Origin of the sequence: Campylobacter sp. LMG 7929, from assembly GCF_024723595.1 — a bacterium.
Taxonomy (GTDB): Bacteria; Campylobacterota; Campylobacteria; order Campylobacterales; family Campylobacteraceae; genus Campylobacter_D.
The window spans coordinates 48409-69197 of record NZ_JANQCY010000003.1 but is presented as its reverse complement, the minus strand read 5'-3'; the positions used below and the strand labels follow the sequence as shown (position 1 = coordinate 69197).

The following is a 20789-nucleotide window of genomic DNA, read 5'->3' as shown; positions in this document are numbered from 1 at the left end:
AGTTTAATATAATGTAAAATATTTAGACATTTTATAACATTTTCTTGTATTTTTTGATAAAATATTTTTATGAGAATAGATAAGTTTTTAAATGTAGTTAATATTACTAAGCGTCGTGCTATTTCAGAAGATATGTGTAAAAGTGGTGTAGTAAGTATAAACAATCAAGTGGTTAAAGCTAGTAAAGAAGTAAAAATTGGCGATGAAATAAGCATTAAATTTATAGAATATACTAATATCTATAAAGTTTTAGACATACCAACAACCAAAAGCATACCAAAAGCTATGCAAGAAAAATATGTGGTAAAAATTCAATGAAAGAAATGATTTTAAGTCAAAATGAGCTTTATAAGCTTTGTGAAATTTTACCTAAAAATGGAGTTATTTTACTTCAAGGGGATTTAGCAAGTGGAAAAACTACTTTGGTGCAAAATTATGCTCAATTTCTTGGAGTAGAAAAAACGCTTAATTCTCCTACATTTTCTATCATGCAAGAGTATGATTTTCAACAAGGTAAAATGTATCATTATGATATTTATCAAGAAGGTTTTGATGGACTTTTAAAAAATGGCTTGATTGAAAATTTTTTTGAAGAAGGTTTGCATTTGGTAGAATGGGGTGATGAAAAATTAAAAAAATACTTAGATAAATATCAAATTTTTAATATAATTTTACAAATCATTCCTTATGAAAATAAAAGAAAGTATATAATACATGAGTAAGCTAGAAGCTAGAAATTTAGAAAAAATCATTAAAAAAACTAAAATCATACACGATGTTTCACTAGAAGTACAAAGTGGGGAAGTTGTGGGGCTTTTAGGGCCTAATGGAGCAGGAAAAACTACAAGTTTTTATATGATATGTGGGCTTATTTTGCCAACAAGTGGACAGGTGTTTTTAGACTCACAAGATATCACAAAAGAACCGCTTAATAAAAGAGCAAAGCTTGGCATTGGGTATTTACCTCAAGAAAGTAGTGTTTTTAAAGACTTAAGCGTAGAAGAAAATTTACTTTTAGCCGCCCAAGTAATATATAAGGATAAAAATTTATTAGAACAAAAGATAGAACAAATGCTAGAATTGCTTAGTATAGAACCTATTAGACACAGAAAAGGTATGAGTTTAAGTGGGGGTGAAAGAAGGCGTTGTGAAATCGCAAGATCGCTTATGTGTGATCCTAAATTTTTACTTCTTGATGAACCATTTGCTGGGGTCGATCCTATCGCAGTGAGTGAAATTCAAAGCTTGATTAATGACTTAAAAGCTATGAATATAGGTGTTTTAATCACCGATCATAATGTAAGAGAAACTCTAGCAATTTGCGATAGAGCTTATGTGATTAGAAGTGGAAGGTTGCTAGCTAGTGGCAATGCTAATGAAATTGCGCATAATGAAGATGTTAAAAAATACTATCTTGGAAGTGAGTTTAGACTTGAATAATGCTTAAACAAAAAACCTCTATAACACAAAAAGCAAAACTATCACAAACCTTAAGATCTTGGCTTCCTATATTGCAAGCTAACATTGAAGATCTAAAAGAAAGCTTAGATGAATTTGCTAAAGAAAATCCTTTTATAGAGATCAAAGAAAACTCAAGTATTACAAACAATCAAAACAAATATTATCAAGAATATTTTAGCAAAAACACCACAACACAAATGATTGATGCAAAAAGCTTGGAAGTAAAAAATGTGTATGAACTTTTAAGCGAGCAAATCATACCACCATTTTTTCCTACTAAAAAATCCCAAACCATTGCTGAAAAAATCATAGAATGTTTAAATCATGAAGGTTATTTTGAGTATGATGAGGAAATTTTAGGTGAATTTGATCCTTTAGAAGTAGAAAAAATCAGGCAAAGATTTAAATACCTTGATCCCGTTGGAGTAGGGGCAAAAGACAATCAAGAAGCTTTTATTTTTGCATTAGAGCATTTTGACTTAGATGATGAGCTTTATGAGTTTTGCAAAATGCTAATTTTAAATTTAGAAAATGCAAAAGATTTTATCAAAGATCCTTTGTATAAAAAGGCTATAGCGATAATTAAAAAAATCTCTATTCCACCTTTTTTAGAGTATTTTGAAGAGAGTATGGAAATCATTCCTGATATATTTATTTATCAAGAAAATGGTGAAATTAAAATTAAAATCAATGATGATTATTACCCTGAAATTGCTTTTGAAGCAGATGGTTTAGATCATGAGTTTTTAAGTGCTTATTTAAAAGATGCTAAAAATTTAATCGATGCACTAGCCATGCGTAAAGCTACCCTTTATAAACTAGGGCTTATGATTATAGAATATCAATATGATTTTTTCATGGGTGGGGATATCAAACCTATGCAGCTTAAAGACTTAGCACAAGATCTTGAAAGAAATGCTTCTACCATCTCAAGGGCAATTGCAAATAAATACTTAAGTTGTGATAGAGGCTTGATACCTTTAAAATCTTTCTTTACCACTGCAGTTGATGATGGTGAAACTTCTAATGCAACTATTAAAGATTTTCTTAGTAATTTAATTAAAAAGGAAAATCCTAAAAAGCCTTTGAGTGATTTGAAAATTCTTGAACTCACTCAAAAAGAATTCCCAAGTGTGCAACTAGGGCGTAGGACTATCACTAAATATCGTATGCAACTTGGCATAGGAAGCTCAAGTGAGCGTAAAAAATTATATGAATTAATGTAGGAAAAGATGAATTTAGAAAGTATTTTTGAAAAAACCATAAAACAAAATGTACGTTTAGTAGCAGCTAGTAAGTATGTTCAAGATGAACAAATTCGAGAGCTTTTTAAGCAAGGTGTTGTAGAGTTTGGAGAAAATCAAGTCCAGGCTTTAGCTTTAAAAAAAGAAAAACTTCAAAATTTAGAAATCAAGTGGCATTTTATAGGTAATCTTCAAAGTAATAAAATCAACCTTTTAATCAAACAAAACCCGTTACTTTGGCAATCTTGCAATGGCTTAAAAAGTGCCAAAGCTGTAGATAAAAGACTTGATTATAAATTAGATACTTTATTAGAAATAAATACTGCCAATGAAAGTTCTAAAAGTGGCATAGAGCAAAATAAGGCCATAGAAGAGTATTTGCAAATACAAGAAGAGTGTAAAAATTTAAACCTTATAGGCATTATGTGTATAGGTTCTATGGATGAGGAAAAAGTTCAAGAAAGTTTTGAGCAAACTTTTAAAATCTATGAAAATTTACAAAAACACGGGGCAAAAATTTGCTCTATGGGTATGAGTGGGGATTTTGAACTAGCTATAAAATGTGGTTCAAATATGGTGCGTTTGGGGAGTATTTTATTTAAATAAACCCCATTTGTTTTGCTTTTTCTATCATAAAATCTGCACCATTTTCACTTTTTAACTCTTGCAAGGCTAAAGATTTTTCTTCTAGTGAGAAATTTTCTACCAAATTTAAAAATTGATGTTTTTCTTCTTGGGTTAAAATTTCACATAAATTACGCTCTTTTAAATACAATGCATTAAAATACTGATGATTTTTAGCCGCATATGGATAAGGAATAAAAATACAAGGAAGTAAATTTGCACTAAGCTCAAAAAGACTACTTGCACCTGATCTTGATATGGCTAAATCTGCTTTAGAAATTTTATCTATAATGTTTTTATCAAAGTCAAAAAGCTCTACATTAACATTTAAATCCTCATAAGCTTTTTTACATCTTTCATAATCATTCTTACCACATTGGTGAATGATATTTATATCTTTTTCTTTAAAGTATAAAGCATTTTCTAAGGCAAGATCGTTTATAAATTTAGCCCCTTGAGATCCACCAAGAAAAATAATATTTTTTAATTCTTTTCTCACTCTTGCTTTTTGTGAAAAAATTTCACTAATAGGATAAGGACAAAAGAAAGTATTTGCTTTATTAACTTGATCATCAAAAGCAGTAAAAAAAGCTTTAGAAAAAGGCTTTAAAAGTGAATTTAAACTTCCCATTTTTGAATTTTGCTCATGGATTAAAAGTGGGATATTTGCCATTAAAGCACCAAAAGCGCCTGGAGCACTGCTATATCCACCCACACTAAAAACTACTTTAATATTATGTTCTTTTAAAATTTGTTTTGTTTTTCTTGCAAGTTTTATAATATGCAAAAACGATTGAACCTTAGCCAAACCTTTTTTATTAACAACGCCTTGGGAACTTAGAAAGTATTTTTTATAAAAACCATTTTCATTTTCAAACCAAAGTCTATCTTGGCCATTTTCACTTCCTATGTAAATGCATTCTATACCTTGTTTTCTTGCACTTTGCAATAAACATCTAGCTATAGCTAAATGTCCTCCTGTGCCTCCACCTGTAATTGCTATCATTTATCCTCTTTATTTAGCTTTTCTTCCAAAATAGCAAGTCTTGCTTCTAATTTAGCGATTTTTTCTTCATAACCAATCTTACCATGTTCTTTAATATAAGCAGGTATGCCAATAGCTGTTAAATTTGGCCCAACATCTTTTAATACAACTGCATTTGAGCCTATTTTGGCATTTTTACCTATAGTAATATTGCCTAAAATTTTAGCACCAGAACCTATAATCACACCATCTTCTATAGTGGGGTGTCTTTTGGTATTTTTATCTAAACTCGTTCCACCCAAAGTAACACCTTGATAAATCAAAACATCATCACCTATAATAGAAGTCTCACCAATCACAACCCCACTTGCATGATCTATAAATATCCTTCTACCTAAATGTGCCCCAGGGTGTAAATCAACTCCAGTAAGAAACTGAGAAATTCCACTAATAATCCTTGCAATTTTTTTAAAACCTTTTTGGTAAAAAAAATGCGCAAAGCGATAATTTACCACAGCCCAAACACCAGGATAATTAAAAACTAATTCCACGCAAGATCTATATGCAGGATCTTTTTGCTTTGGCATAGAAAAATCTTCTTTGATTAGTTTAAAAATACTCATTTAGAGCCTATGCTTTTTAAATATCCATTATCATTTAAAAATAAATAAATTTCACCCAAAATATGCTTTTTTTGATTTTCATTAACAAGTTTTGAAGCATAAATTTTTTCATTAATATTATCCATAATTGCATGAATATCATAATCAAGATCTTCTAAGGTATCTAAAATAGATTGAGCCTCTAGTACGCTTTCTACTTCAAAACCCTTTTCATTAATACTTATACAAGCTTCGGTTGGATGTGTAAAAAGATTATGCTTCATACCAAGCACTTCTTGATAAGCTCCCACTAGGAAAAATCCTAAAAAATAATCTTCAGCTTCTACATCAATATCATGTAAAAACAAAGGATTATCTTTAGAATAAGAAATTTCTCCATCACTATCACAAGTTATATCCCATATGCTTGCACTTCTTGTAGGTTTTTTATTGAGTCTATCAAGTGGCATGATAGGGAAATTTTGCTCCAAACCCCAAAAATCAGGTAAAGACTGAAATACTGAAAAATTCACTAAATATTTTTCTTGTACTTCATTTTGCAAACTCGACAAATCAGCTTGATCACCCACTAAAGAAATAGCTTTTCTCATAATCAAATGTACTAAAATTTCACTATTTGAGCGATCTTGTAAATCTACATAACCCAAATCAAACAAGGTTAAAATACTCTCCATATGATCAATACTATCATGTAAATACTCAAGTGCATTAGAGGCTTTAATATTTTTATACAAATCATAAAGTTCATCAATAAGTTTTGGATTTTTATCTTTTAATAAAAGTTTACTTTCTGTGTATTCTTGAGAAAAAAGCTCTAAAACAGGCGCTACTAAAACAGCATGATTAGCCGCTACAAAACGCCCGCTTTCTATAAAAATATCAGGCTCTAAATCTTTTTTTTGTTCTGCTATGCTTTTTAAAATAAACACAACATCGTTTGCATACTCACTTAAGGTGTAATTTCTGCTTGTTTCGTTTTTAAACTGAGAGTATTCTACTGCTAAACCCCCGCCAAGATTAATAGCTTTTAAATTTTTTGCACCCATTTTTCTAAGCTCAGTGTAGATATTACCCGCTTCATTTAAAGCTTTTTTCAAAGGATGAATTTCAGTAATTTGTGAACCTAAATGAAAATGTATCATAGTAAATTGATCTAAAAGCTTATTAGCTTTTAAAAGATTTACCGCTTCAATAAGCTCAGTAGATGTTAAACCAAACTTTGAATTTATACCACCACTTTTTGCCCAAATTCCTACTCCAGCTGAATGCAAACGCACCCTTAAGCCTATATTTGGCTTTGGCTTAAAACGATTTTTAGCAATTTCAATCATTGCTTCAAGCTCATTAAGCCCTTCCATAGTTAAAGTGATATTATGACCCATTTCACACGCTATAAAGCCCATATTTATGAGTTCTTTATCTTTAAAACCATTAACCGTTATAGGTGCACCTTCATTATTATAAGCCATAGCTAGTAAAAGCTCAGCCTTACTTCCTGCTTCTAAGCCATAGTTGTATTCTTTACCTAGATTAACTAAATTTTTTACAAAACCTGGATATTGATTGACTTTTAAAGGATACACAGCATTAAAAGAACCTTTATAGTTAAATTCTTTTTTTGCTTTGGCAAATTTATTATAAATTTGCTCAATTTGCTTATGGATTAAATGAGGAAAACGAAGCAATAATGGCCCCTTATAACCATCATCACGCAAAGTATTTACTATATCTATAATGGCAGGTTTTTTACCATGATTTACACATACTTTGCCATTTTCGATGATAAAATTATTTGCACCCCAAATATTAATACCATAATCAATCATAACTCATTCTCCAAATTTGCTAATTTTATATTTTTATTTTCTTTACTATCTAAATTTTTATAAAAAATCTCTTCTTTTTGCATTTCATCTTCACCTATACACAAAAAGATTTTAGCATTAGCATTATCTGCTTGGTTTAAATGCCTTGCAAGTTTTTTTGCTTCATAACTTAAATATACCTTATGTTTTTTTCTTAGAGTATTTGCTAATTTAAAAATAGTATCTATATAAGCTTCATCCATAGCACAAAGATAAATTCCTTCTCTTGATTTTACGCTTTGTTTTTGCTCTAAAATAGCCATAATCCTTTCTATACCCATAGCAAAACCCACGCCATAGCCACTTTTACCATCTAAGTATTCAATCAATCTATCATATCTTCCACCACCTGCCACAGCAGCCTTTGCACCGATTTCATCGCTAACAAACTCAAATGCACTTTTAGAATAATAATCAAGCCCACGCACTAATTTTTCATCACATTCAAATTCAACATTATTTTCTTTTAAAAGTTTTTGTAATTTTTCATAATCTTTCTTGCAACATGAGCATAAATTTTCACTTAGTTTTGGCGCATTTTCGATTAAACTTTGACAATGATCATTTTTACAATCAAGCACTCTAATAGGATTTAAGTCTTTTCTTCTTAAGCAATCTTCGCAAAAACCTTCTTTAGAATTTAAAAAAGCTATGAGTTTTTCTTTATATACACCCATACATTCTTTACAGCCTAAAGAATTAATCTTCAAACTTGTGTGAATTTCTAAGCGTTTAAAAATTTCATTTAGCATTAAAATAATACTCGCATCCTCATACACACTTGCTATACCAAAGCTTTCTACACCAAATTGATGAAATTCACGCAATCTTCCTTTTTGTGGTCTTTCATAGCGAAACATAGAGCCATGATAAAACCATCTTTTAACACTTTGAGCCTTATCCATTTTAGCTTCTATGTATGATCTTACCACTCCAGCTGTCCCTTCAGGCCTTAAGCACACATCATTGCCTGCTTTATCAACAAATTCATACATTTCTTTGCCAACTATATCAGAGCTTTCCCCAACACTTCTTTTAAAAAGCTTAGTAAGTTCTAAATGCGGACAATTAATAAAAGTAAAACCATAGTTTTTAGCTACTTCTTCACAAGTTTTAACTACTCTTTCATAAAGAATAGCTTGGTCATCTTGTAAATCTTTCATTCCTTTTAAAGCATTAATCATCTATAAATTCCTTAATCTTTTCATGTAAATTTTCAATACTCAAAGAAGCATCTAATTTTAAAATTTTTATATCTATTTTAGTTTTTAAAAACTCTAAAGTTTCTTCTAGGGCATTTTGTATATTTAAAAAATACCCAATCCCTCTTTTTTCAATACTATCTAGATCTTTTTTAGAAAGTCTTTGTGCGATAAGCTCTTTAGAACCATGCAAAAATACAACCTTTTGTGGAAAAACTCCACCTGTGGCAAAAGAGTTTAACTCAAATAAAGTATTTTGATCAAAATCACATCTTGCATAAGCCATATTAGAAATAAAACTACGATCTGAAATGATAAGTTTGCTTTTATTTTGTGCTAAATGCATGTCGATTAAATTTGCTCTATCTGCTAAAAAAAGCAAAAGCTCAGCCTTTTTAGAAAATTGCATTTTACTTTCTAATAAAATTTTTCTCAAATGCACCCCAAGCTCACTTCCACCTGGTTCTTTAGTAAAAAATGCATTATGAAAATATTTTTTCAAAAGCTCTATTTGCGTGCTTTTACCCACACAATCAACCCCTTCAAAAGCTATATACAATCTTTCTCCTTTAATAAAGGTATAATTTCTTTTGGCACAAGCTTACTCACATCGCCATTATGCATACAAATTGATCTTACTATAGAGCTTGAAATAAAAGAATTTTTTAAATTTGGCATAAGATATATAGTTTCAAAATCTTCCCAAAGCATGTGATTTGCATAACCAAGTTGTAATTCATACTCAAAATCACTCACCGCTCTTAAGCCTCTTATAATGATATTTATTTGCAAATTTTTAGCAAGATCTACTAGTAAGTTATCAAAAGTTGTAATTTTAACATTTTTTAAGTCTTTTGTAGCAATTTTTACCATTTTTTCTCTATGTTCTAAGCTAAACATAGGCTTTTTACTCTCACTTTTAGCTATGGCAACGATTACTTCTTCAAACATCTTACTAGCTCGAACGATAACATCTAAATGTCCATTAGTGATAGGATCAAATGTCCCTGGGTATATACAACTAGCCATCATTGCCACCTTTGGTATAAATTATGCTCAATATTTGCTAGATCAAGCCATTTTCCTATGATAAATTCATATAATTTTTCTAAATTATCAATCTTAGCATAACTTGCCATTACAGGAGGAGCGATGATAACTCCATAGCTAGAAAGTTTAGTCATTTGTTCTAAATTTAAAGTAGAATAGGGCATTTCCCTTACTCCAAGTATGAGTTTTTTGCGTTCTTTTAAAGCCACTCCTGCAGCTCTTGTAAGTAAAGTATCATTTATACCACAAGTAATTTTTGCTAAAGTGTTAATAGAGCAAGGTGCGATAAAAGTCGTTTCTATGCCGAAAGATCCACTTGCAACGCATTGACTAATATCTTCATTATCTAAAAAATTTACATGTTCAAGTTCAAATTTATCTTTTACGTGTTGCAAAAAGTCTATATTTTCTAAAAGAGAATTTTCTTTTGCAAAGCTTATTTTTGCATTTTTACTTATAATGGCATAAATTTGCCCTTTTTCTTTTAAATGTTTTAACAATAAAAAACCAAGTTCACAAGAACTAGCCCCGCTAATACCTACTAAAATTTTTCTCATTTTAGCTCCACATAATTTTTACTAATGACTTTACCATGCACGACTTTTCCATCTTTATTTTTAAGGCGAATTCTTTGGTTTAAATTCCCGCTTTGCAAGGCTTTTAATTCTATTATCATGCTTAAATCCCCATCTTTGATAACCCCATAAACAGAATCATTTCTTTGTATAAGGGTTTTGGTTTTAAACATATTATATTTTAAAATCATATTTTCTCTTATATTGCTTTTGGCTATTAAATTTGCGATTTCATCTTTTTTTAATACACCTTGAGGAGCTTTATCAAAAGGAATTTTTAAAATTTTAAAACTAGCAGGACTTAAATTTTCATTGCGCGCAATAGGGCGTGTGGTTTGTAAAACTTCTAATTTTGCCTTTAAAAAATACTTAAAAAATATATTTTTTTTAAACTGCTCTGGAGTTTTAAATTCAGCCTTTACAAAACCATCTGCTCTATCAAAATTATGATTACCCAGCTTTAAAAAAATATATTGATTAAAATCAGCAGGCAAACTTGATTGAGTGTTAAGATCTAAAGAAATGATTTCTAGTTGCGGATAATTTGTCTTAAATTCTTTAATCAAAGCTAATTTTACTTCATCAAAATTTGAAGCAAAACTTAAAGTATAGAAAAATAAAACTAGAATGATTTGCTTAAAAAACAATACAGCGACCTTTTATAAAAATATATTAATCGTATAATACATTAAAAAAGTTTGATTTTAGTTAAAAGAAGTGGAGCGGGAAACGAGATTCGAACTCGCGACCCCAACCTTGGCAAGGTTGTGCTCTACCCCTGAGCTATTCCCGCATTTTGAAAGTAGAGTGTGATTCTATCAAAACTTTATTTTATTGTCAAGTTTTTAAAATTAAGGAATGTTTTTTGCTTATAGTTATTAAATTTTAAAAGGAGTTCTCATGCAAGTAAATGATAAAAATAGTCCGCTAGCCCTAAATAATATGACAAAAATCAAAGAAAAAAACACATCTTTAGATGAATTTCAAGCTACACTTAATGCACTTAAAGACAAAGAAGAAAAAGAGTATAAAAAAGATAGCAACAATGCTTTTAGTAATACAGATTTAAATATAGGTTCGATTTCTAAAGATTATAGCGTATATGCTTGGGAGAAATTACGCCAAAGCAAATACCAAAAAAATGAAGAAAATATCTTAAATAATCTTTTTAAAACCTTAGATAAAGCAAGAAGTTAATCATTCAAAATAGGGTAGTGTAATACCCTATTAAATTTTTAAAACTTTAACTTCTTGATCTTTTGCTAATTTTATGTCATCAATTTGCGTGATTAAAATATGCGTGTTTTCACATAAAGGTTTTAGCATACCTGAGCCAAATTTAGCTTCACTTGGTTTAAAATACCCATCGACTAATTTTCCAAAAGCAAAATCATTTCTTTGGCCTTTGAAATTTAAATCTTTAGTCAATCTTGCTTTATCAAATTCCAAAAGTTCTTTACCATAAAGTAAATTGAGTATATTTTTTGCAAAAATATGTGTTGAAACTAAAGAGGCTAAAGGATTTCCTGGTAGGGCTAGAAAAAGCATATCGCTTTTGCTAAAAAGTTTTACATGCTTGCAAAGTTTAGCATTGACTTTTTCAAAAATAGGGTTAAAATCACACTCAAGTAAAGCTTGTTTGATAAAATCAGCCTCACCCACGCTAGCTCCACCACTGCTTATAAGTATATCAAATTCTTTATTTTCTAAAAGCTTTTTATATGCATTTAAATCATCTTTTATAAGTCCTAAATACTCAACATCAGCATAATCTTGCAAAATAGCATAAATACCAAAAGCATTTGCATTATATATGCTGTATTCATCAGCATTTTCCCAAGGTTCTACAAGCTCATCTCCACTTGAAAAAATTCCAATACGCATTTTCTTAACGACTTTTAGCTCATAAATTCCTTGAGCAGCAAGCATAGCTACCATACCTGAAGTGATTTTTTGTCCCTTTTTAAACAAAAGCTCTCCAAGCTTTGCTTCCTCGCCTTTAAAGCGGATGGCATTGTTTTCTTTAGCGTTTTTAGCATTGAGCTTTTCATCTTCAAACAAAGCTTCTTCAAACATTAAAATGGTGTTTGCATTTTGAGGAATTTTAGCTCCTGTCATAATCTTATAGCATTCATTTTTTTCTATAATATAATCATTTTTATCGCCTGCTAAAATGCTTCCTTTTATTTCTAGCAATTCATTCTTATGTGTATAATTTAATGCATAACCATCTAGGGCAGAATTATCAAAAGCGGGTAGGTTTTTTTTCACAAAAACATCTTCATACAAAATACGCCCCAAAGCCTGTGTCAAATTTACTTTTTGAAATTCATTTTTTGCTTTGATTTGTTCTTTTAAAAAATCTAAAGTTGCAAAAATATCTCTCATTCTTCAAGCCTTCTTATACTTGCGCCTAGTTTTTTAAATTTTTCTTCTAAATTTTCATACCCTCTATCAAGATGATAAATTCTATGAATTTTGCTTGTGCCTTTAGCTGCTAAAGCCGCTAAAATCAAAGCAGAAGATGCACGCAAATCAGTAGCCATAACATCAGCTCCCAAAAGCTCTTTAGTGCCATTTATAGTAGCAATATGCCCGTTTAATCTTATATCAGCTCCCATTCTTAAAAGCTCACTTACATGCATAAAACGATTTTCAAATAATCTCTCATCAATAATACTTGTACCATTTGCTTTTAAAGCTAAAGCCATAAATTGTGCTTGCATATCCGTTGGAAAGCCTGGATATTCGCTAGTTAAAATTTCAACTGGCTTGATTTCTTTGGCAGGATTTATACTAATACTATCTTCATTAATATCAAAGCTAAAACCCATTTGCTCTAGCTTTGCTAAAACTACACTAAGATGGCTTGCATTGACTTTTCTTAGAGTGATTTTTGAGTTAGTGATAGCTCCTGCACACAGATAAGTTCCTGCTTCAATACGATCAGGAATGATTTCAAAAGGTTTAAATTCTAAAAGTTCTCCACTTGTACCATAAATTTCAAGCTCAGAAGATCCTATGCCTTGTATATCAAGCCCAGCCCTAGCTAAAACCTCACAAAGTTGCACCACTTCAGGCTCTTTAGCAACATTTAAAAGTCTAGTTTTACCATGAGCTAGGGCTGCTGCCATGATGATATTTTCACTACCCGTAACAGTGATTTTATCAAACATCACATCAGCACCCTTAAGCTTTCCGCTAGCTACCACATAACCTTGCTTGATCTCAATATTAGCCCCCATTTTTTCTAAAGCTAAAAGGTGTAAATCAATAGGGCGTTGGCCTATAGCACAACCTCCCGGTAAAGAAACTTCGCAATTTCCAAATCTAGCTAGTAAAGGCCCTAAGGTAAGTATAGAAGCACGCATTTTACGCACGATGTCATATTTTGCTATGGTTTTATTTAAATGTTTTGTATTTATTTTTGCAAAATTGTCTTTAAAAGTATAATTTGCTCCTAAATTTTCAAGCAAAGAAAGTAGGGTACAAATATCTGCTACATTTGGTAAATTTGAAATTTGCACTTCATTTTTAGCTAAAATACTTGAAGCTATCAAAGGAAGTGCTGCATTTTTTGCACCGCTTATTATCACTTCTCCGTTTAATTTTTCAACACCATCAATCTCTAAATAAGTCATTAATTTTCCTTAAAATACATACATTTAATGATATAATAATATTTTACTACAAATATTATATAAATTAATAAGATTAAAGGTATTTTTTGGGAGTTTTTCTAGTCATACTTGGTGGGATATTTTGGGCTGTAAGTGGAGTTTTGGCTGAGTATTTGTTTAAAAATCATTATTCTGCTGAATGGGTGAGTTTTTATCGTTTGCTTTTTACAGGCATTATTTTAATAATTTTGGGTGCAAAAAATTTCAAATTAAAACTACTAAAGCAAAAACAAGAACTTAGCTCTCTTTTGATTTTTTCTATCTTTGGTTTATTGATAACTCAATATGGTTATTTTAAGGCTATTTATTATACCGATGCAGGAACCGCCACGATGATACAATACAACGCACCATTAATCATAATGCTTTTTATGTGTTTTAAAAATAAAATTTTACCTAAAAAAATAGAACTAATCGCTTTGTTTTTAATACTTTTTGCCTTATTTTTACTTATAACAAATGGAGATATTAACAACTTAAAACTTGATATAAGAGGTGTTATTTGGGCTTTTTTTGGAGCTCTTGGAGTAGCGTTTTATTCTTTGAGTGCTAGGCTTATCATAGCAAAATATGGCTTATTTTTAATCATGGGTTTGGCTAGTTTATTTGCTTCTTTTTTGCTTTTTGTATTATTACAAGGAAATATCCCAAAACATGATTTTTCTTTAAATTCCTTTTTGGCTATGAGCGCGATTGTATTTATAGGCACAATAGGGGCTTTTTGTTTATACTTAAAAGGAGTTGAATTAATAGGAGCTTTTAAAGCTAGTATGATAGCTTGTATAGAACCTGTGGCTGCTGCTTTTATGAGTTTTTTATTTTTAGGAACTATTTATAGTGTGATTGATCTTTTTGCTTTTGCTTTGATCATTCTTAGTGTGTTTTTAAATGCCAAAAAACATTAAAATCACTGCATACTTTGCATAGCTTGAGAAAGTATTTGCATGATTTGGCCATATATACTTTGCATTTGTGTATTTAAACTTTGAATTTGAGAATTAATCATTTGAGCTTTTTGCGGATCTTGACTTGATTGTAATTTTGCATTTAATTCTGCAATTTTAGCTTGTATCTTAGCTAACTCGCTATAAAGCTTGCTTAATTGATCTTCAGATTCACTGTTATTTTGATTATCTTTAACACTTTTTTCAAGCTCTTTCACACCTTGTGTAAACTTAAATTCTATAAAATTCTTATTCTCTTTACTTTCTTTTTCTTCCTTTTGAGTGTTTAAAATATAAGGATTAATTTTACTAGCATAATCATTTATTTGCATGATATATCCTTTCTTTAAGGATATATCGGATTTTTTTATAAAAATTTAAGTTCTATCGTGAAGTTTTTTAGCTACTTCTGCAGCCAATTTTAACTTTTCATTGTCAAAGTGTGTGTAAATTCTTGAAGTATTTAAACTTGCATGGCCTAGTGCTTCTTGGACTAAAACTAAATCTTTTTGTTTTTTATAAAGTAGGGTAGCAAAAGTGTGTCTTAGCATATGAGCTCCGTTTTTTTGCTTGCGAATTCCTGCTTTAAATAAAATTTGTTCTACTATACGCGAAACATAAGCTTGGGTTAAGGCTTTGCCATTGCGATTGACAAATAAAAGTCCATCACAAGAAAGATAATTTACCCTTACATCTTTTAAAAGATGTTCTATAAGCTCTTTTTTAATCATCACAACGCGGTATTTATTGCCTTTAGCTCTAATACGTATGATATAAAGATCATTTTCTTCGCTAATGTCTTTTAATTTTATATTAATAGCCTCGCTAACCCTAATTCCTGTAAAAATGATGATTTTAATAATCAAACGATTGCGTATAGTGTTGCTTTTAAAATCTGTATTATCAATAGCATCTAAAAATTTACTCACTTCATCTTCGTTCATATATTCAGGCAGTTTAACTCCTTTAGAACCACTTATACCCGCCCAATTTTTAAGATTAATATCAAAAATATGCGCCTTTTGATCTTCTTCATTTTGTTTATCTAAAAATGCAAAAAAATTAATCACGGCTATGCGATAATTTTTTTTACTCGCATCAGATAAAGAAGCGCTAATACTTGCTAAAATTTCCACTAAAAGCTCTTCATCGATTTGTTTTAGTGAATAAAGCTTGTAAAATAACAAATACTCATAAAGTTTTTTCAAAGGATTAAAATACGTATTTACACCGCTAAGTCCTGCATTTCTTGCTTTTTTTACATAAGCATCAAGCTCTTGTATATTTTTAACACCCTTACTTAAGGCTAAATTTACTACAGCCAAAGCTTGAGGGTCTTTTAATTCCTTATTTGATAAAGAATTAAGCTTAAATTTCACATATCTACAAAGCCAAAACAAAAAGGATTTTTCAAAATTTTCTTCATAATCTAGAGGATATTTCATCACTCATTCTCCAAGGCTTTCAAAGTAGCCATTTTTGCATGAATATATACGCTATCAAATAGCTTTTTAGAGCTTTCTTTTACAATTAAACCAAGTTCAGTACAACCCAAAATTACTCCTTGAACCTCCGGAAATTGAGTAATCAAATCACACAAATATCTTTTCGATTCTTCACTTATAATACCTTTACAAAGCTCATTAAAAATAATATCATTAAGCTTTAAAATATCATCATTTTTGGGAATAAAAACTTCGATCTTTGAGTTAATTAAAAGTTGTTTATAAAAATCTTCTTGCATAGTGTATTTTGTCCCTAACAATAATACTTTATTTATATTTTGCTCTTGAAGCTCTAAAAGCATAGCTTTAGCTATATGTAAGATAGGAATTTGAATGTTTTTTTGTATATTTTCATAACATTTATGCATAGTATTAGTACAAATTAATATAAAATCAACTCCGCATTTTTGCAAAAGTAGGGCATGTTGGGTTAAAATTTCACTTGCTTTTTGCCAATCATTCTTACGTTGACATTCTTCTATTTCTTCAAAATCAACGCTAGTTAAAACTATCTTAGCACTGTGTAATTTTCCTAATTTTTCATTTGTTAATTTATTGATTATTTCATAATAGCTAAGTGTGCTTTCATAACTCATTCCACCTATTAAACCTATGGTTTTCAAACTTTTTTTTCCTTTAAAATTAATATAAAAATTATAAAAAAATCTTACTTAAAAAATATCAAGCTATAATTATAAAAACAAAATAGGGTGATAATATGTTTTTTAAGAAAAAAACCGCGCAAAAGCAAGCAAACCAAAGCAATACCTCAAAACAAAATAATACTTCAAATGACTTTGCACAAGAAAAAAGACTTTATGAATTTAGAGAAAATATGAAAAAACTTAGCAAAGATGAAAATAGTGCCAAACTTTTAGCAAGACAGCTTTCAAGATTAATCCAGAAATCCAAATAAAACCAAAAATTCCATACAAGCTAAACTTTTATATTTATTTTCCTTTTTACTCATCATTTTAGCTTTTTTAGTCTATAAAAATATTTTAACTTAAACTTAATATATATGTAAAATTATATGATAAATAGTAAAATCTTGAAATTATATATATTTTGTATTGAAAACTATAATTTTCAAACTTTTATATTTATCTGTTCTTTCATAAGTAAAATATATTTTAAAATACCTATATTATAGTATTTTAAAGCATTTTAATTTTTGAGTGAACATAACTTATCCATAAAAAAATAAGTATAATTTTTTGAAAAATATTATAAGTTATTTTATGTAGCTATGAAAGACTAAAGATGTATATTTTTTATTTCAACTAAATTTTAGTTTGTATTTTTACTTAAATAAAATTGAAGTTTAAAAATGTAGATTAGTTATTTTCTTGACTTTTAGGATAATCAAAAAACAAAACTTCCCCGCTGTGTTCTTTTATATCTTTAAATTCTTTTATATCAAATTGCATACATAAAATAGCAGAAGTTGGAAAGTTTTCTAAATCTATATGAGCTAAATATTCACAAAGTTCTTGCAATAAAGGATTATGCATAATTAGCACTACCCTACTCTCTTTTAATTCTTTTATAAAATTTAATACATCTTCTAAATTACCATCATAAAAGTTTTTTTCTATCTTGATATCTTTTTCTTTTAAAGAAAAGCTTTTGCAGAGTTTTTGCGCTGTTTTTATACAACGCCTAGCAGGACTTGAAATGATACTTTGGGCTTTAAATTCTAAATCTTTAATCCTATAAATCATAGTTTTTAAATCATCTTTTCCACTAGAACTAAGCTCTCGTTGTAAATCTTGTTCATAGTTTTCTTTTTGAGCCTTAGCATGACGGATAAAATAGATATATTTCATTTTATAACCTTAAATTTACCCAAAAGATATCCGCATATAAAGCCAAAAATATGTGCATACCAAGCTATATTTACACCCATAAAAACAGGTACAAAACTCATTAATAATATAGCTACGATAAGTCCTTTAGTGGCGGTTTTATCCAAATATGCATAATACCCCATTAAAACACATATAGCGCCACTTGCACCCACTACATTTACAAAACTGCCATCAAAGCTTAAATACACATAAAAAGCACTAAGCAAAGAGCAAAGAATTCCACCAATTAAATAAAGCAAAGCAAATTTAAAGCTTTTTAAGTATTTTTCCAGCATAGAGCCAAATTGAAAAAGCACTATCATATTTAAAATCAAATGAGGCCAATTTCCATGCATAAACATTGAGCTTAGAATTTGCCAGTAAAATCCTTGAAAGAAAAATAAATTTAAACCTAAAATAGCATCTAAATTTAAGGATCCAAAATAAAGATAATTCACAAAGACAAATATCACAATATTTAAAGCAATTAGAAAAGAAGCTATCATTACCCTACTTTGTATTTTTAATAATTATAACAAAAAGCTATTTAAATTCTAGCTTACACATAAAATTCACACTAATAAGATACAATATCGTCAAAAAATAAAATAAGGTTAAAAATGAAAAAACTAGCTTTTGCTTTTTTGATCACTCTAAATACCCTTAATGCAGGTATAGTTATAGCACCTGATTCTTTACCGGTAAATATCAAACAATTTATCAAAGATTATTTTAATGCAGAAATAGGCCTAGTAGAACAAGATGGTTATTCTTATGAGATTTATTTAAGCGATGGAAGTGAGATTGAGTTTTCACTTAATGGAGAATTTAAAGAGGCTGAAAATTTCAGCTCGTTAAATTATGCGATTTTACCTTTAACAATACAAAATACCATCAAAAATATCTACCCTAATACAGCAATCATAGAAATAGAAAGAAAAATTTCTTATTATAAAATCAAACTAAACAATCAAATGAAGCTTTACATAGACGATAATGGAACAATTTTAAGACAAAAATTTGATGATTAAATGCTTATTTGATTTTACTCAAATAAGCAAGTTTTGAATTTTTCTTCCAAAAAGGTTTTAATTCATCAAAACTTATAAAAACTTCAACTGCTCCTGTTGAATATGGAGCTATCTCATAAGGTTCCCATATAAAATTTAACCCATCTTTTCTTACTTCAAAAATTTCACTCATTTTAAGTTCTTTAATATCAAATAATTCATTTTCACTGTATAAACTTAAAATCTTTTGCTTAATCATATTCTGAAAATCTTCACTTTCTATTTTTAACTCATTTTTTATAATTATAAGTTTCATATCATCAATACTATAAGTTTTTCTTAAAAAATTAGTCATACCATGAGCACCACCTTTATATTCATAAATATTTTTTCCTAAAGAGATAATATGCTCATCTTGGTAAAACATATAAGCTTGAGAAAAAAACTCATTACTAGAAATGTTTTCTTTACTCCATTTTTCAAAGCTTTCTTTTGCTTTTTGTTTTAATGAATTTTTATCTAAATTCTCATTAAAGTCATCAATAATTTTATTTAATTTTTCATTTTTACTTGTTGATTTTAAAATATCCTCACTAAAGTCAAATTCTATAGTTTTATTAGCATCTAATTGTTTTTGTTCTTTAAGTGATAGCTGATTAATCATCGTATTTGTCTTGCTGGCTAAAAAACTAAATTCTTTTTTTACTTCATCTATTTTGCATAAAGCATCAAATTTATTTTTATGCATATCTTTTAAAACGCAAGTTCCAAAATATGCTATATCTATATAATATTCATCATTCCTAGCACTACCCCAAAAACTGTATTGTTTTTGTTTTGTTTGGACAAAACCATAACTAGTGTTACTTTTAATGGAACTATATAAGTGAATATCAAATTCCTTTCCTTCTAAAATATTTAATGTAAATGTATTTTCATTATATGCATATAAACTCGCACATAAACCTAAATTTAATATTATTTTTTTAATCATTCAATCCCCTTCTTGTGTTCTTATAATTAAACTTTTTGGTAGTTTAAAATACTCAATCCATTCTTGTTCTTTTTGTCTCATTTGTCCTTGATCTACCTCATGATCATAACCTTGCAAATGAAGCATAGCATGTATAAAAAGCAATGCCATCTCTTCTTCATTGCTGTGTTTATATTCCATTGCTTTTTTACTTACTTCATCTAAATTTATCACAATACTACCAATCAAATTTTCACAATTTTGCACTAAAGGAAAAGACAAAACATCTGTAGTTTTATCTACTCCTCTTTGGTTAAGATTAATTTCATGCATGGTTTTTTCATCTACCAAAACAAGTTCTATATTTTGATCACTCATTTTTTGAGCAATTTTTTCAAGAAAAGAAATATCTATTTCTTCTTCGCAAAAAATCATTATTATCCTTTTGATTTTATAATTTCAAATTATATCAAAATTAAGGAAAAGTATGAAAAAAGCTCTTTGTATTATAAGTGGTGGTATGGATAGTACTTTATGTGCATATTTAGCCAAAAAAGAAGGATATGAAATTATTGCTTTACATTTTGATTACAATCAACGCACCATGCTTAAAGAAAGAGAATGTTTTAATAGAATTTGTGAAAAACTTAATATAAAAACAAAATACATTTTAGATGTTTCATTTATAGCAAATATTGGTGGTAATTCTTTAACGGATTTAAATTTAGAAATTCCCAAAGAAAAGCTACACGAAAAAGAAGTTCCAAATACTTATGTTCCTTTTAGAAATGGCATTTTTTTATCTATTGCAGGAGCCATAGCTGAAAAAGAAAAATGCGAAAGTATTTTCATAGGAGTAGTGCAAGAAGATAGTAGTGGTTATCCTGATTGTAGTGCAAATTTCATACAAAAAGCAAGTGAATTTATCAATGAAGGCACAACAAAAACTTGTAATATTACAATTAAAACCCCATTAGTTCATCTAAGCAAAGGACAAATAGTTGAATTAGCCTTAAAAGAAAAGGTAGCCTTAGAATACACTTGGTCTTGCTATGAAAGAGAAGATAAAGCTTGTGGCAAATGTGATAGTTGTTTATTAAGACTAAAAGGCTTTAAAGAAGCCAATGTGAAAGATTTTATAGAATACATTTAAAATTTACTTTCATTTTATTTTTGTTTGTATAATAGATTTTACAAA

At 29.1% G+C, this 20789-nt stretch carries 27 protein-coding genes and 1 tRNA gene; 10 read left to right on the top strand and 18 right to left on the bottom strand.

Annotated elements, in window-relative coordinates; translation table 11 throughout:
- Nucleotides 1-69: 69 nt before the first annotated feature.
- Genes CAMP5118_RS02085 through CAMP5118_RS02065 form a run of 5 tightly spaced genes read left to right on the top strand, consistent with a single transcriptional unit; the run spans nt 70 to nt 3311 of the window.
- On the top strand, nt 70-318 hold the full coding sequence (locus CAMP5118_RS02085) for an RNA-binding S4 domain-containing protein (protein WP_039618276.1): 249 nt from the start codon (nt 70-72) through the stop codon (nt 316-318).
- Complete coding sequence (tsaE, locus tag CAMP5118_RS02080) at nt 315-722, top strand: tRNA (adenosine(37)-N6)-threonylcarbamoyltransferase complex ATPase subunit type 1 TsaE (RefSeq protein ID WP_133318901.1); 408 nt, start codon at nt 315-317, stop codon at nt 720-722. Before CAMP5118_RS02085 ends, tsaE begins: the two co-directional genes overlap by 4 nt.
- Complete coding sequence (lptB, locus tag CAMP5118_RS02075; protein WP_039618272.1) at nt 715-1440, top strand: LPS export ABC transporter ATP-binding protein; 726 nt, start codon at nt 715-717, stop codon at nt 1438-1440. The genes tsaE and lptB overlap by 8 nt, the downstream gene beginning before the upstream one ends.
- Complete coding sequence (locus CAMP5118_RS02070) at nt 1440-2687, top strand: RNA polymerase factor sigma-54 (RefSeq protein ID WP_039641436.1); 1248 nt, start codon at nt 1440-1442, stop codon at nt 2685-2687. The genes lptB and CAMP5118_RS02070 overlap by 1 nt, the downstream gene beginning before the upstream one ends.
- Before the next feature lie 6 nt (nt 2688-2693).
- Nucleotides 2694-3311, top strand: a complete 618-nt coding sequence (locus tag CAMP5118_RS02065) for a YggS family pyridoxal phosphate-dependent enzyme (protein ID WP_337216498.1) — start codon at nt 2694-2696, stop codon at nt 3309-3311.
- Here the strand turns inward: CAMP5118_RS02065 and murG are convergent.
- The 9 genes from murG to CAMP5118_RS02020 form a co-directional block, all read right to left on the bottom strand.
- A complete protein-coding gene (gene murG / locus CAMP5118_RS02060; RefSeq protein ID WP_337216497.1) occupies nt 3304-4335 on the bottom strand; it encodes an undecaprenyldiphospho-muramoylpentapeptide beta-N-acetylglucosaminyltransferase in 1032 nt (343 codons plus the stop codon). The genes CAMP5118_RS02065 and murG overlap by 8 nt on opposite strands.
- A complete protein-coding gene (cysE, locus tag CAMP5118_RS02055) occupies nt 4332-4937 on the bottom strand; it encodes a serine O-acetyltransferase (protein WP_337216496.1) in 606 nt (201 codons plus the stop codon). Before cysE ends, murG begins: the two co-directional genes overlap by 4 nt.
- Complete coding sequence (gene speA, locus CAMP5118_RS02050) at nt 4934-6763, bottom strand: biosynthetic arginine decarboxylase (RefSeq protein ID WP_039628312.1); 1830 nt, start codon at nt 6761-6763, stop codon at nt 4934-4936. The genes cysE and speA overlap by 4 nt, the downstream gene beginning before the upstream one ends.
- On the bottom strand, nt 6760-7986 hold the full coding sequence (hisS, locus tag CAMP5118_RS02045) for a histidine--tRNA ligase (protein ID WP_337216495.1): 1227 nt from the start codon (nt 7984-7986) through the stop codon (nt 6760-6762). Before hisS ends, speA begins: the two co-directional genes overlap by 4 nt.
- Nucleotides 7979-8563 (bottom strand): dTMP kinase, encoded by a 585-nt coding sequence (gene tmk / locus CAMP5118_RS02040; RefSeq protein ID WP_337216494.1) that lies wholly within the window; start codon nt 8561-8563, stop codon nt 7979-7981. The genes hisS and tmk overlap by 8 nt, the downstream gene beginning before the upstream one ends.
- On the bottom strand, nt 8554-9036 hold the full coding sequence (gene coaD, locus CAMP5118_RS02035) for a pantetheine-phosphate adenylyltransferase (protein ID WP_337216493.1): 483 nt from the start codon (nt 9034-9036) through the stop codon (nt 8554-8556). Before coaD ends, tmk begins: the two co-directional genes overlap by 10 nt.
- Nucleotides 9033-9611, bottom strand: a complete 579-nt coding sequence (locus CAMP5118_RS02030) for a UbiX family flavin prenyltransferase (protein ID WP_337216492.1) — start codon at nt 9609-9611, stop codon at nt 9033-9035. Before CAMP5118_RS02030 ends, coaD begins: the two co-directional genes overlap by 4 nt.
- Nucleotides 9608-10276: a flagellar basal body P-ring formation chaperone FlgA gene (flgA, locus tag CAMP5118_RS02025; protein ID WP_087700599.1), complete on the bottom strand. Its 669-nt coding sequence runs from the start codon at nt 10274-10276 to the stop codon at nt 9608-9610. The genes CAMP5118_RS02030 and flgA overlap by 4 nt, the downstream gene beginning before the upstream one ends.
- 71 nt (nt 10277-10347) lie before the next feature.
- A tRNA-Gly gene (locus CAMP5118_RS02020) sits at nt 10348-10422 on the bottom strand.
- 107 nt (nt 10423-10529) lie between these two features.
- On the opposite strand from CAMP5118_RS02020, the gene CAMP5118_RS02015 reads away from it, so the two are divergent.
- The gene (locus CAMP5118_RS02015) at nt 10530-10826 is read left to right on the top strand and encodes a hypothetical protein (RefSeq protein ID WP_337216491.1); all 297 of its coding nucleotides are present in this window, start codon (nt 10530-10532) and stop codon (nt 10824-10826) included.
- Between the two features lie 30 nt (nt 10827-10856).
- Here the strand turns inward: CAMP5118_RS02015 and CAMP5118_RS02010 are convergent, their stop codons facing one another.
- Nucleotides 10857-12017 (bottom strand): molybdopterin molybdotransferase MoeA, encoded by a 1161-nt coding sequence (locus tag CAMP5118_RS02010; RefSeq protein ID WP_337216490.1) that lies wholly within the window; start codon nt 12015-12017, stop codon nt 10857-10859.
- Nucleotides 12014-13270, bottom strand: coding sequence for a UDP-N-acetylglucosamine 1-carboxyvinyltransferase (murA, locus tag CAMP5118_RS02005; protein WP_337216489.1), 1257 nt, complete (start codon nt 13268-13270; stop codon nt 12014-12016). The genes CAMP5118_RS02010 and murA overlap by 4 nt, the downstream gene beginning before the upstream one ends.
- 86 nt (nt 13271-13356) lie before the next feature.
- Here murA and CAMP5118_RS02000 point away from each other — a divergent pair, with 86 nt between their 5' ends.
- Nucleotides 13357-14214, top strand: a complete 858-nt coding sequence (locus CAMP5118_RS02000; RefSeq protein WP_337216488.1) for a DMT family transporter — start codon at nt 13357-13359, stop codon at nt 14212-14214.
- 2 nt (nt 14215-14216) lie between these two features.
- Here CAMP5118_RS02000 and CAMP5118_RS01995 read toward each other — a convergent pair whose 3' ends face one another.
- Genes CAMP5118_RS01995 through CAMP5118_RS01985 form a run of 3 tightly spaced genes read right to left on the bottom strand, consistent with a single transcriptional unit; the run spans nt 14217 to nt 16381 of the window.
- Complete coding sequence (locus CAMP5118_RS01995) at nt 14217-14585, bottom strand: hypothetical protein (RefSeq protein WP_337216487.1); 369 nt, start codon at nt 14583-14585, stop codon at nt 14217-14219.
- Nucleotides 14586-14630: 45 nt separating this feature from the next.
- Nucleotides 14631-15698 carry a tyrosine-type recombinase/integrase gene (locus CAMP5118_RS01990; protein WP_337216486.1) on the bottom strand — a complete coding sequence of 356 codons (1068 nt, stop codon included), beginning with the start codon at nt 15696-15698 and terminating at the stop codon, nt 14631-14633.
- Entirely contained in the window at nt 15698-16381 is a 684-nt protein-coding gene (locus tag CAMP5118_RS01985) for an aspartate/glutamate racemase family protein (RefSeq protein ID WP_337216485.1), read from the bottom strand. The genes CAMP5118_RS01990 and CAMP5118_RS01985 overlap by 1 nt, the downstream gene beginning before the upstream one ends.
- A 95-nt stretch (nt 16382-16476) precedes the next feature.
- Here CAMP5118_RS01985 and CAMP5118_RS01980 point away from each other — a divergent pair, with 95 nt between their 5' ends.
- A complete protein-coding gene (locus CAMP5118_RS01980; RefSeq protein WP_263679393.1) occupies nt 16477-16674 on the top strand; it encodes a molybdenum cofactor biosynthesis protein in 198 nt (65 codons plus the stop codon).
- Nucleotides 16675-17095: 421 nt separating this feature from the next.
- Here the strand turns inward: CAMP5118_RS01980 and CAMP5118_RS01975 are convergent, their stop codons facing one another.
- Both CAMP5118_RS01975 and CAMP5118_RS01970 read right to left on the bottom strand, forming a co-directional pair.
- The gene (locus tag CAMP5118_RS01975; protein WP_337216484.1) at nt 17096-17587 is read right to left on the bottom strand and encodes a SixA phosphatase family protein; all 492 of its coding nucleotides are present in this window, start codon (nt 17585-17587) and stop codon (nt 17096-17098) included.
- Nucleotides 17584-18114 carry a rhomboid family intramembrane serine protease gene (locus CAMP5118_RS01970; protein ID WP_337216483.1) on the bottom strand — a complete coding sequence of 177 codons (531 nt, stop codon included), beginning with the start codon at nt 18112-18114 and terminating at the stop codon, nt 17584-17586. Before CAMP5118_RS01970 ends, CAMP5118_RS01975 begins: the two co-directional genes overlap by 4 nt.
- A gap of 114 nt (nt 18115-18228) precedes the next feature.
- On the opposite strand from CAMP5118_RS01970, the gene CAMP5118_RS01965 reads away from it, so the two are divergent.
- Entirely contained in the window at nt 18229-18639 is a 411-nt protein-coding gene (locus CAMP5118_RS01965) for a PepSY-like domain-containing protein (protein ID WP_263663340.1), read from the top strand.
- A gap of 4 nt (nt 18640-18643) precedes the next feature.
- Here CAMP5118_RS01965 and CAMP5118_RS01960 read toward each other — a convergent pair whose 3' ends face one another.
- Nucleotides 18644-19612: a DUF3298 and DUF4163 domain-containing protein gene (locus tag CAMP5118_RS01960; RefSeq protein WP_337216482.1), complete on the bottom strand. Its 969-nt coding sequence runs from the start codon at nt 19610-19612 to the stop codon at nt 18644-18646.
- On the bottom strand, nt 19613-20026 hold the full coding sequence (ybeY, locus tag CAMP5118_RS01955) for an rRNA maturation RNase YbeY (RefSeq protein ID WP_337216481.1): 414 nt from the start codon (nt 20024-20026) through the stop codon (nt 19613-19615).
- Nucleotides 20027-20078: 52 nt separating this feature from the next.
- On the opposite strand from ybeY, the gene queC reads away from it, so the two are divergent.
- The gene (gene queC, locus CAMP5118_RS01950; protein WP_337216480.1) at nt 20079-20744 is read left to right on the top strand and encodes a 7-cyano-7-deazaguanine synthase QueC; all 666 of its coding nucleotides are present in this window, start codon (nt 20079-20081) and stop codon (nt 20742-20744) included.
- The last annotated feature ends 45 nt before the right edge of the window (nt 20745-20789 follow it).

Excerpts from the sequence above, each read along its gene's own strand:
- CAMP5118_RS02085 (WP_039618276.1), top strand. The coding sequence starts at position 70 with ATGAGAATAGATAAGTTTTTAAATGTAGTTAATATTACTAAGCGTCGT.
- tsaE (WP_133318901.1), top strand. The coding sequence starts at position 315 with ATGAAAGAAATGATTTTAAGTCAAAATGAGCTTTATAAGCTTTGTGAA.
- lptB (WP_039618272.1), top strand. The coding sequence starts at position 715 with ATGAGTAAGCTAGAAGCTAGAAATTTAGAAAAAATCATTAAAAAAACT.
- CAMP5118_RS02070 (WP_039641436.1), top strand. The coding sequence starts at position 1,440 with ATGCTTAAACAAAAAACCTCTATAACACAAAAAGCAAAACTATCACAA.
- CAMP5118_RS02065 (WP_337216498.1), top strand. The coding sequence starts at position 2,694 with ATGAATTTAGAAAGTATTTTTGAAAAAACCATAAAACAAAATGTACGT.
- murG (WP_337216497.1), bottom strand. The coding sequence starts at position 4,335 with ATGATAGCAATTACAGGTGGAGGCACAGGAGGACATTTAGCTATAGCT.
- cysE (WP_337216496.1), bottom strand. The coding sequence starts at position 4,937 with ATGAGTATTTTTAAACTAATCAAAGAAGATTTTTCTATGCCAAAGCAA.
- speA (WP_039628312.1), bottom strand. The coding sequence starts at position 6,763 with ATGATTGATTATGGTATTAATATTTGGGGTGCAAATAATTTTATCATC.
- hisS (WP_337216495.1), bottom strand. The coding sequence starts at position 7,986 with ATGATTAATGCTTTAAAAGGAATGAAAGATTTACAAGATGACCAAGCT.
- coaD (WP_337216493.1), bottom strand. The coding sequence starts at position 9,036 with ATGATGGCTAGTTGTATATACCCAGGGACATTTGATCCTATCACTAAT.
- CAMP5118_RS02030 (WP_337216492.1), bottom strand. The coding sequence starts at position 9,611 with ATGAGAAAAATTTTAGTAGGTATTAGCGGGGCTAGTTCTTGTGAACTT.
- CAMP5118_RS02015 (WP_337216491.1), top strand. The coding sequence starts at position 10,530 with ATGCAAGTAAATGATAAAAATAGTCCGCTAGCCCTAAATAATATGACA.
- CAMP5118_RS02010 (WP_337216490.1), bottom strand. The coding sequence starts at position 12,017 with ATGAGAGATATTTTTGCAACTTTAGATTTTTTAAAAGAACAAATCAAA.
- murA (WP_337216489.1), bottom strand. The coding sequence starts at position 13,270 with ATGACTTATTTAGAGATTGATGGTGTTGAAAAATTAAACGGAGAAGTG.
- CAMP5118_RS01995 (WP_337216487.1), bottom strand. The coding sequence starts at position 14,585 with ATGCAAATAAATGATTATGCTAGTAAAATTAATCCTTATATTTTAAAC.
- CAMP5118_RS01990 (WP_337216486.1), bottom strand. The coding sequence starts at position 15,698 with ATGAAATATCCTCTAGATTATGAAGAAAATTTTGAAAAATCCTTTTTG.
- CAMP5118_RS01980 (WP_263679393.1), top strand. The coding sequence starts at position 16,477 with ATGTTTTTTAAGAAAAAAACCGCGCAAAAGCAAGCAAACCAAAGCAAT.
- CAMP5118_RS01975 (WP_337216484.1), bottom strand. The coding sequence starts at position 17,587 with ATGAAATATATCTATTTTATCCGTCATGCTAAGGCTCAAAAAGAAAAC.
- CAMP5118_RS01970 (WP_337216483.1), bottom strand. The coding sequence starts at position 18,114 with ATGATAGCTTCTTTTCTAATTGCTTTAAATATTGTGATATTTGTCTTT.
- CAMP5118_RS01965 (WP_263663340.1), top strand. The coding sequence starts at position 18,229 with ATGAAAAAACTAGCTTTTGCTTTTTTGATCACTCTAAATACCCTTAAT.
- CAMP5118_RS01960 (WP_337216482.1), bottom strand. The coding sequence starts at position 19,612 with ATGATTAAAAAAATAATATTAAATTTAGGTTTATGTGCGAGTTTATAT.
- ybeY (WP_337216481.1), bottom strand. The coding sequence starts at position 20,026 with ATGATTTTTTGCGAAGAAGAAATAGATATTTCTTTTCTTGAAAAAATT.
- queC (WP_337216480.1), top strand. The coding sequence starts at position 20,079 with ATGAAAAAAGCTCTTTGTATTATAAGTGGTGGTATGGATAGTACTTTA.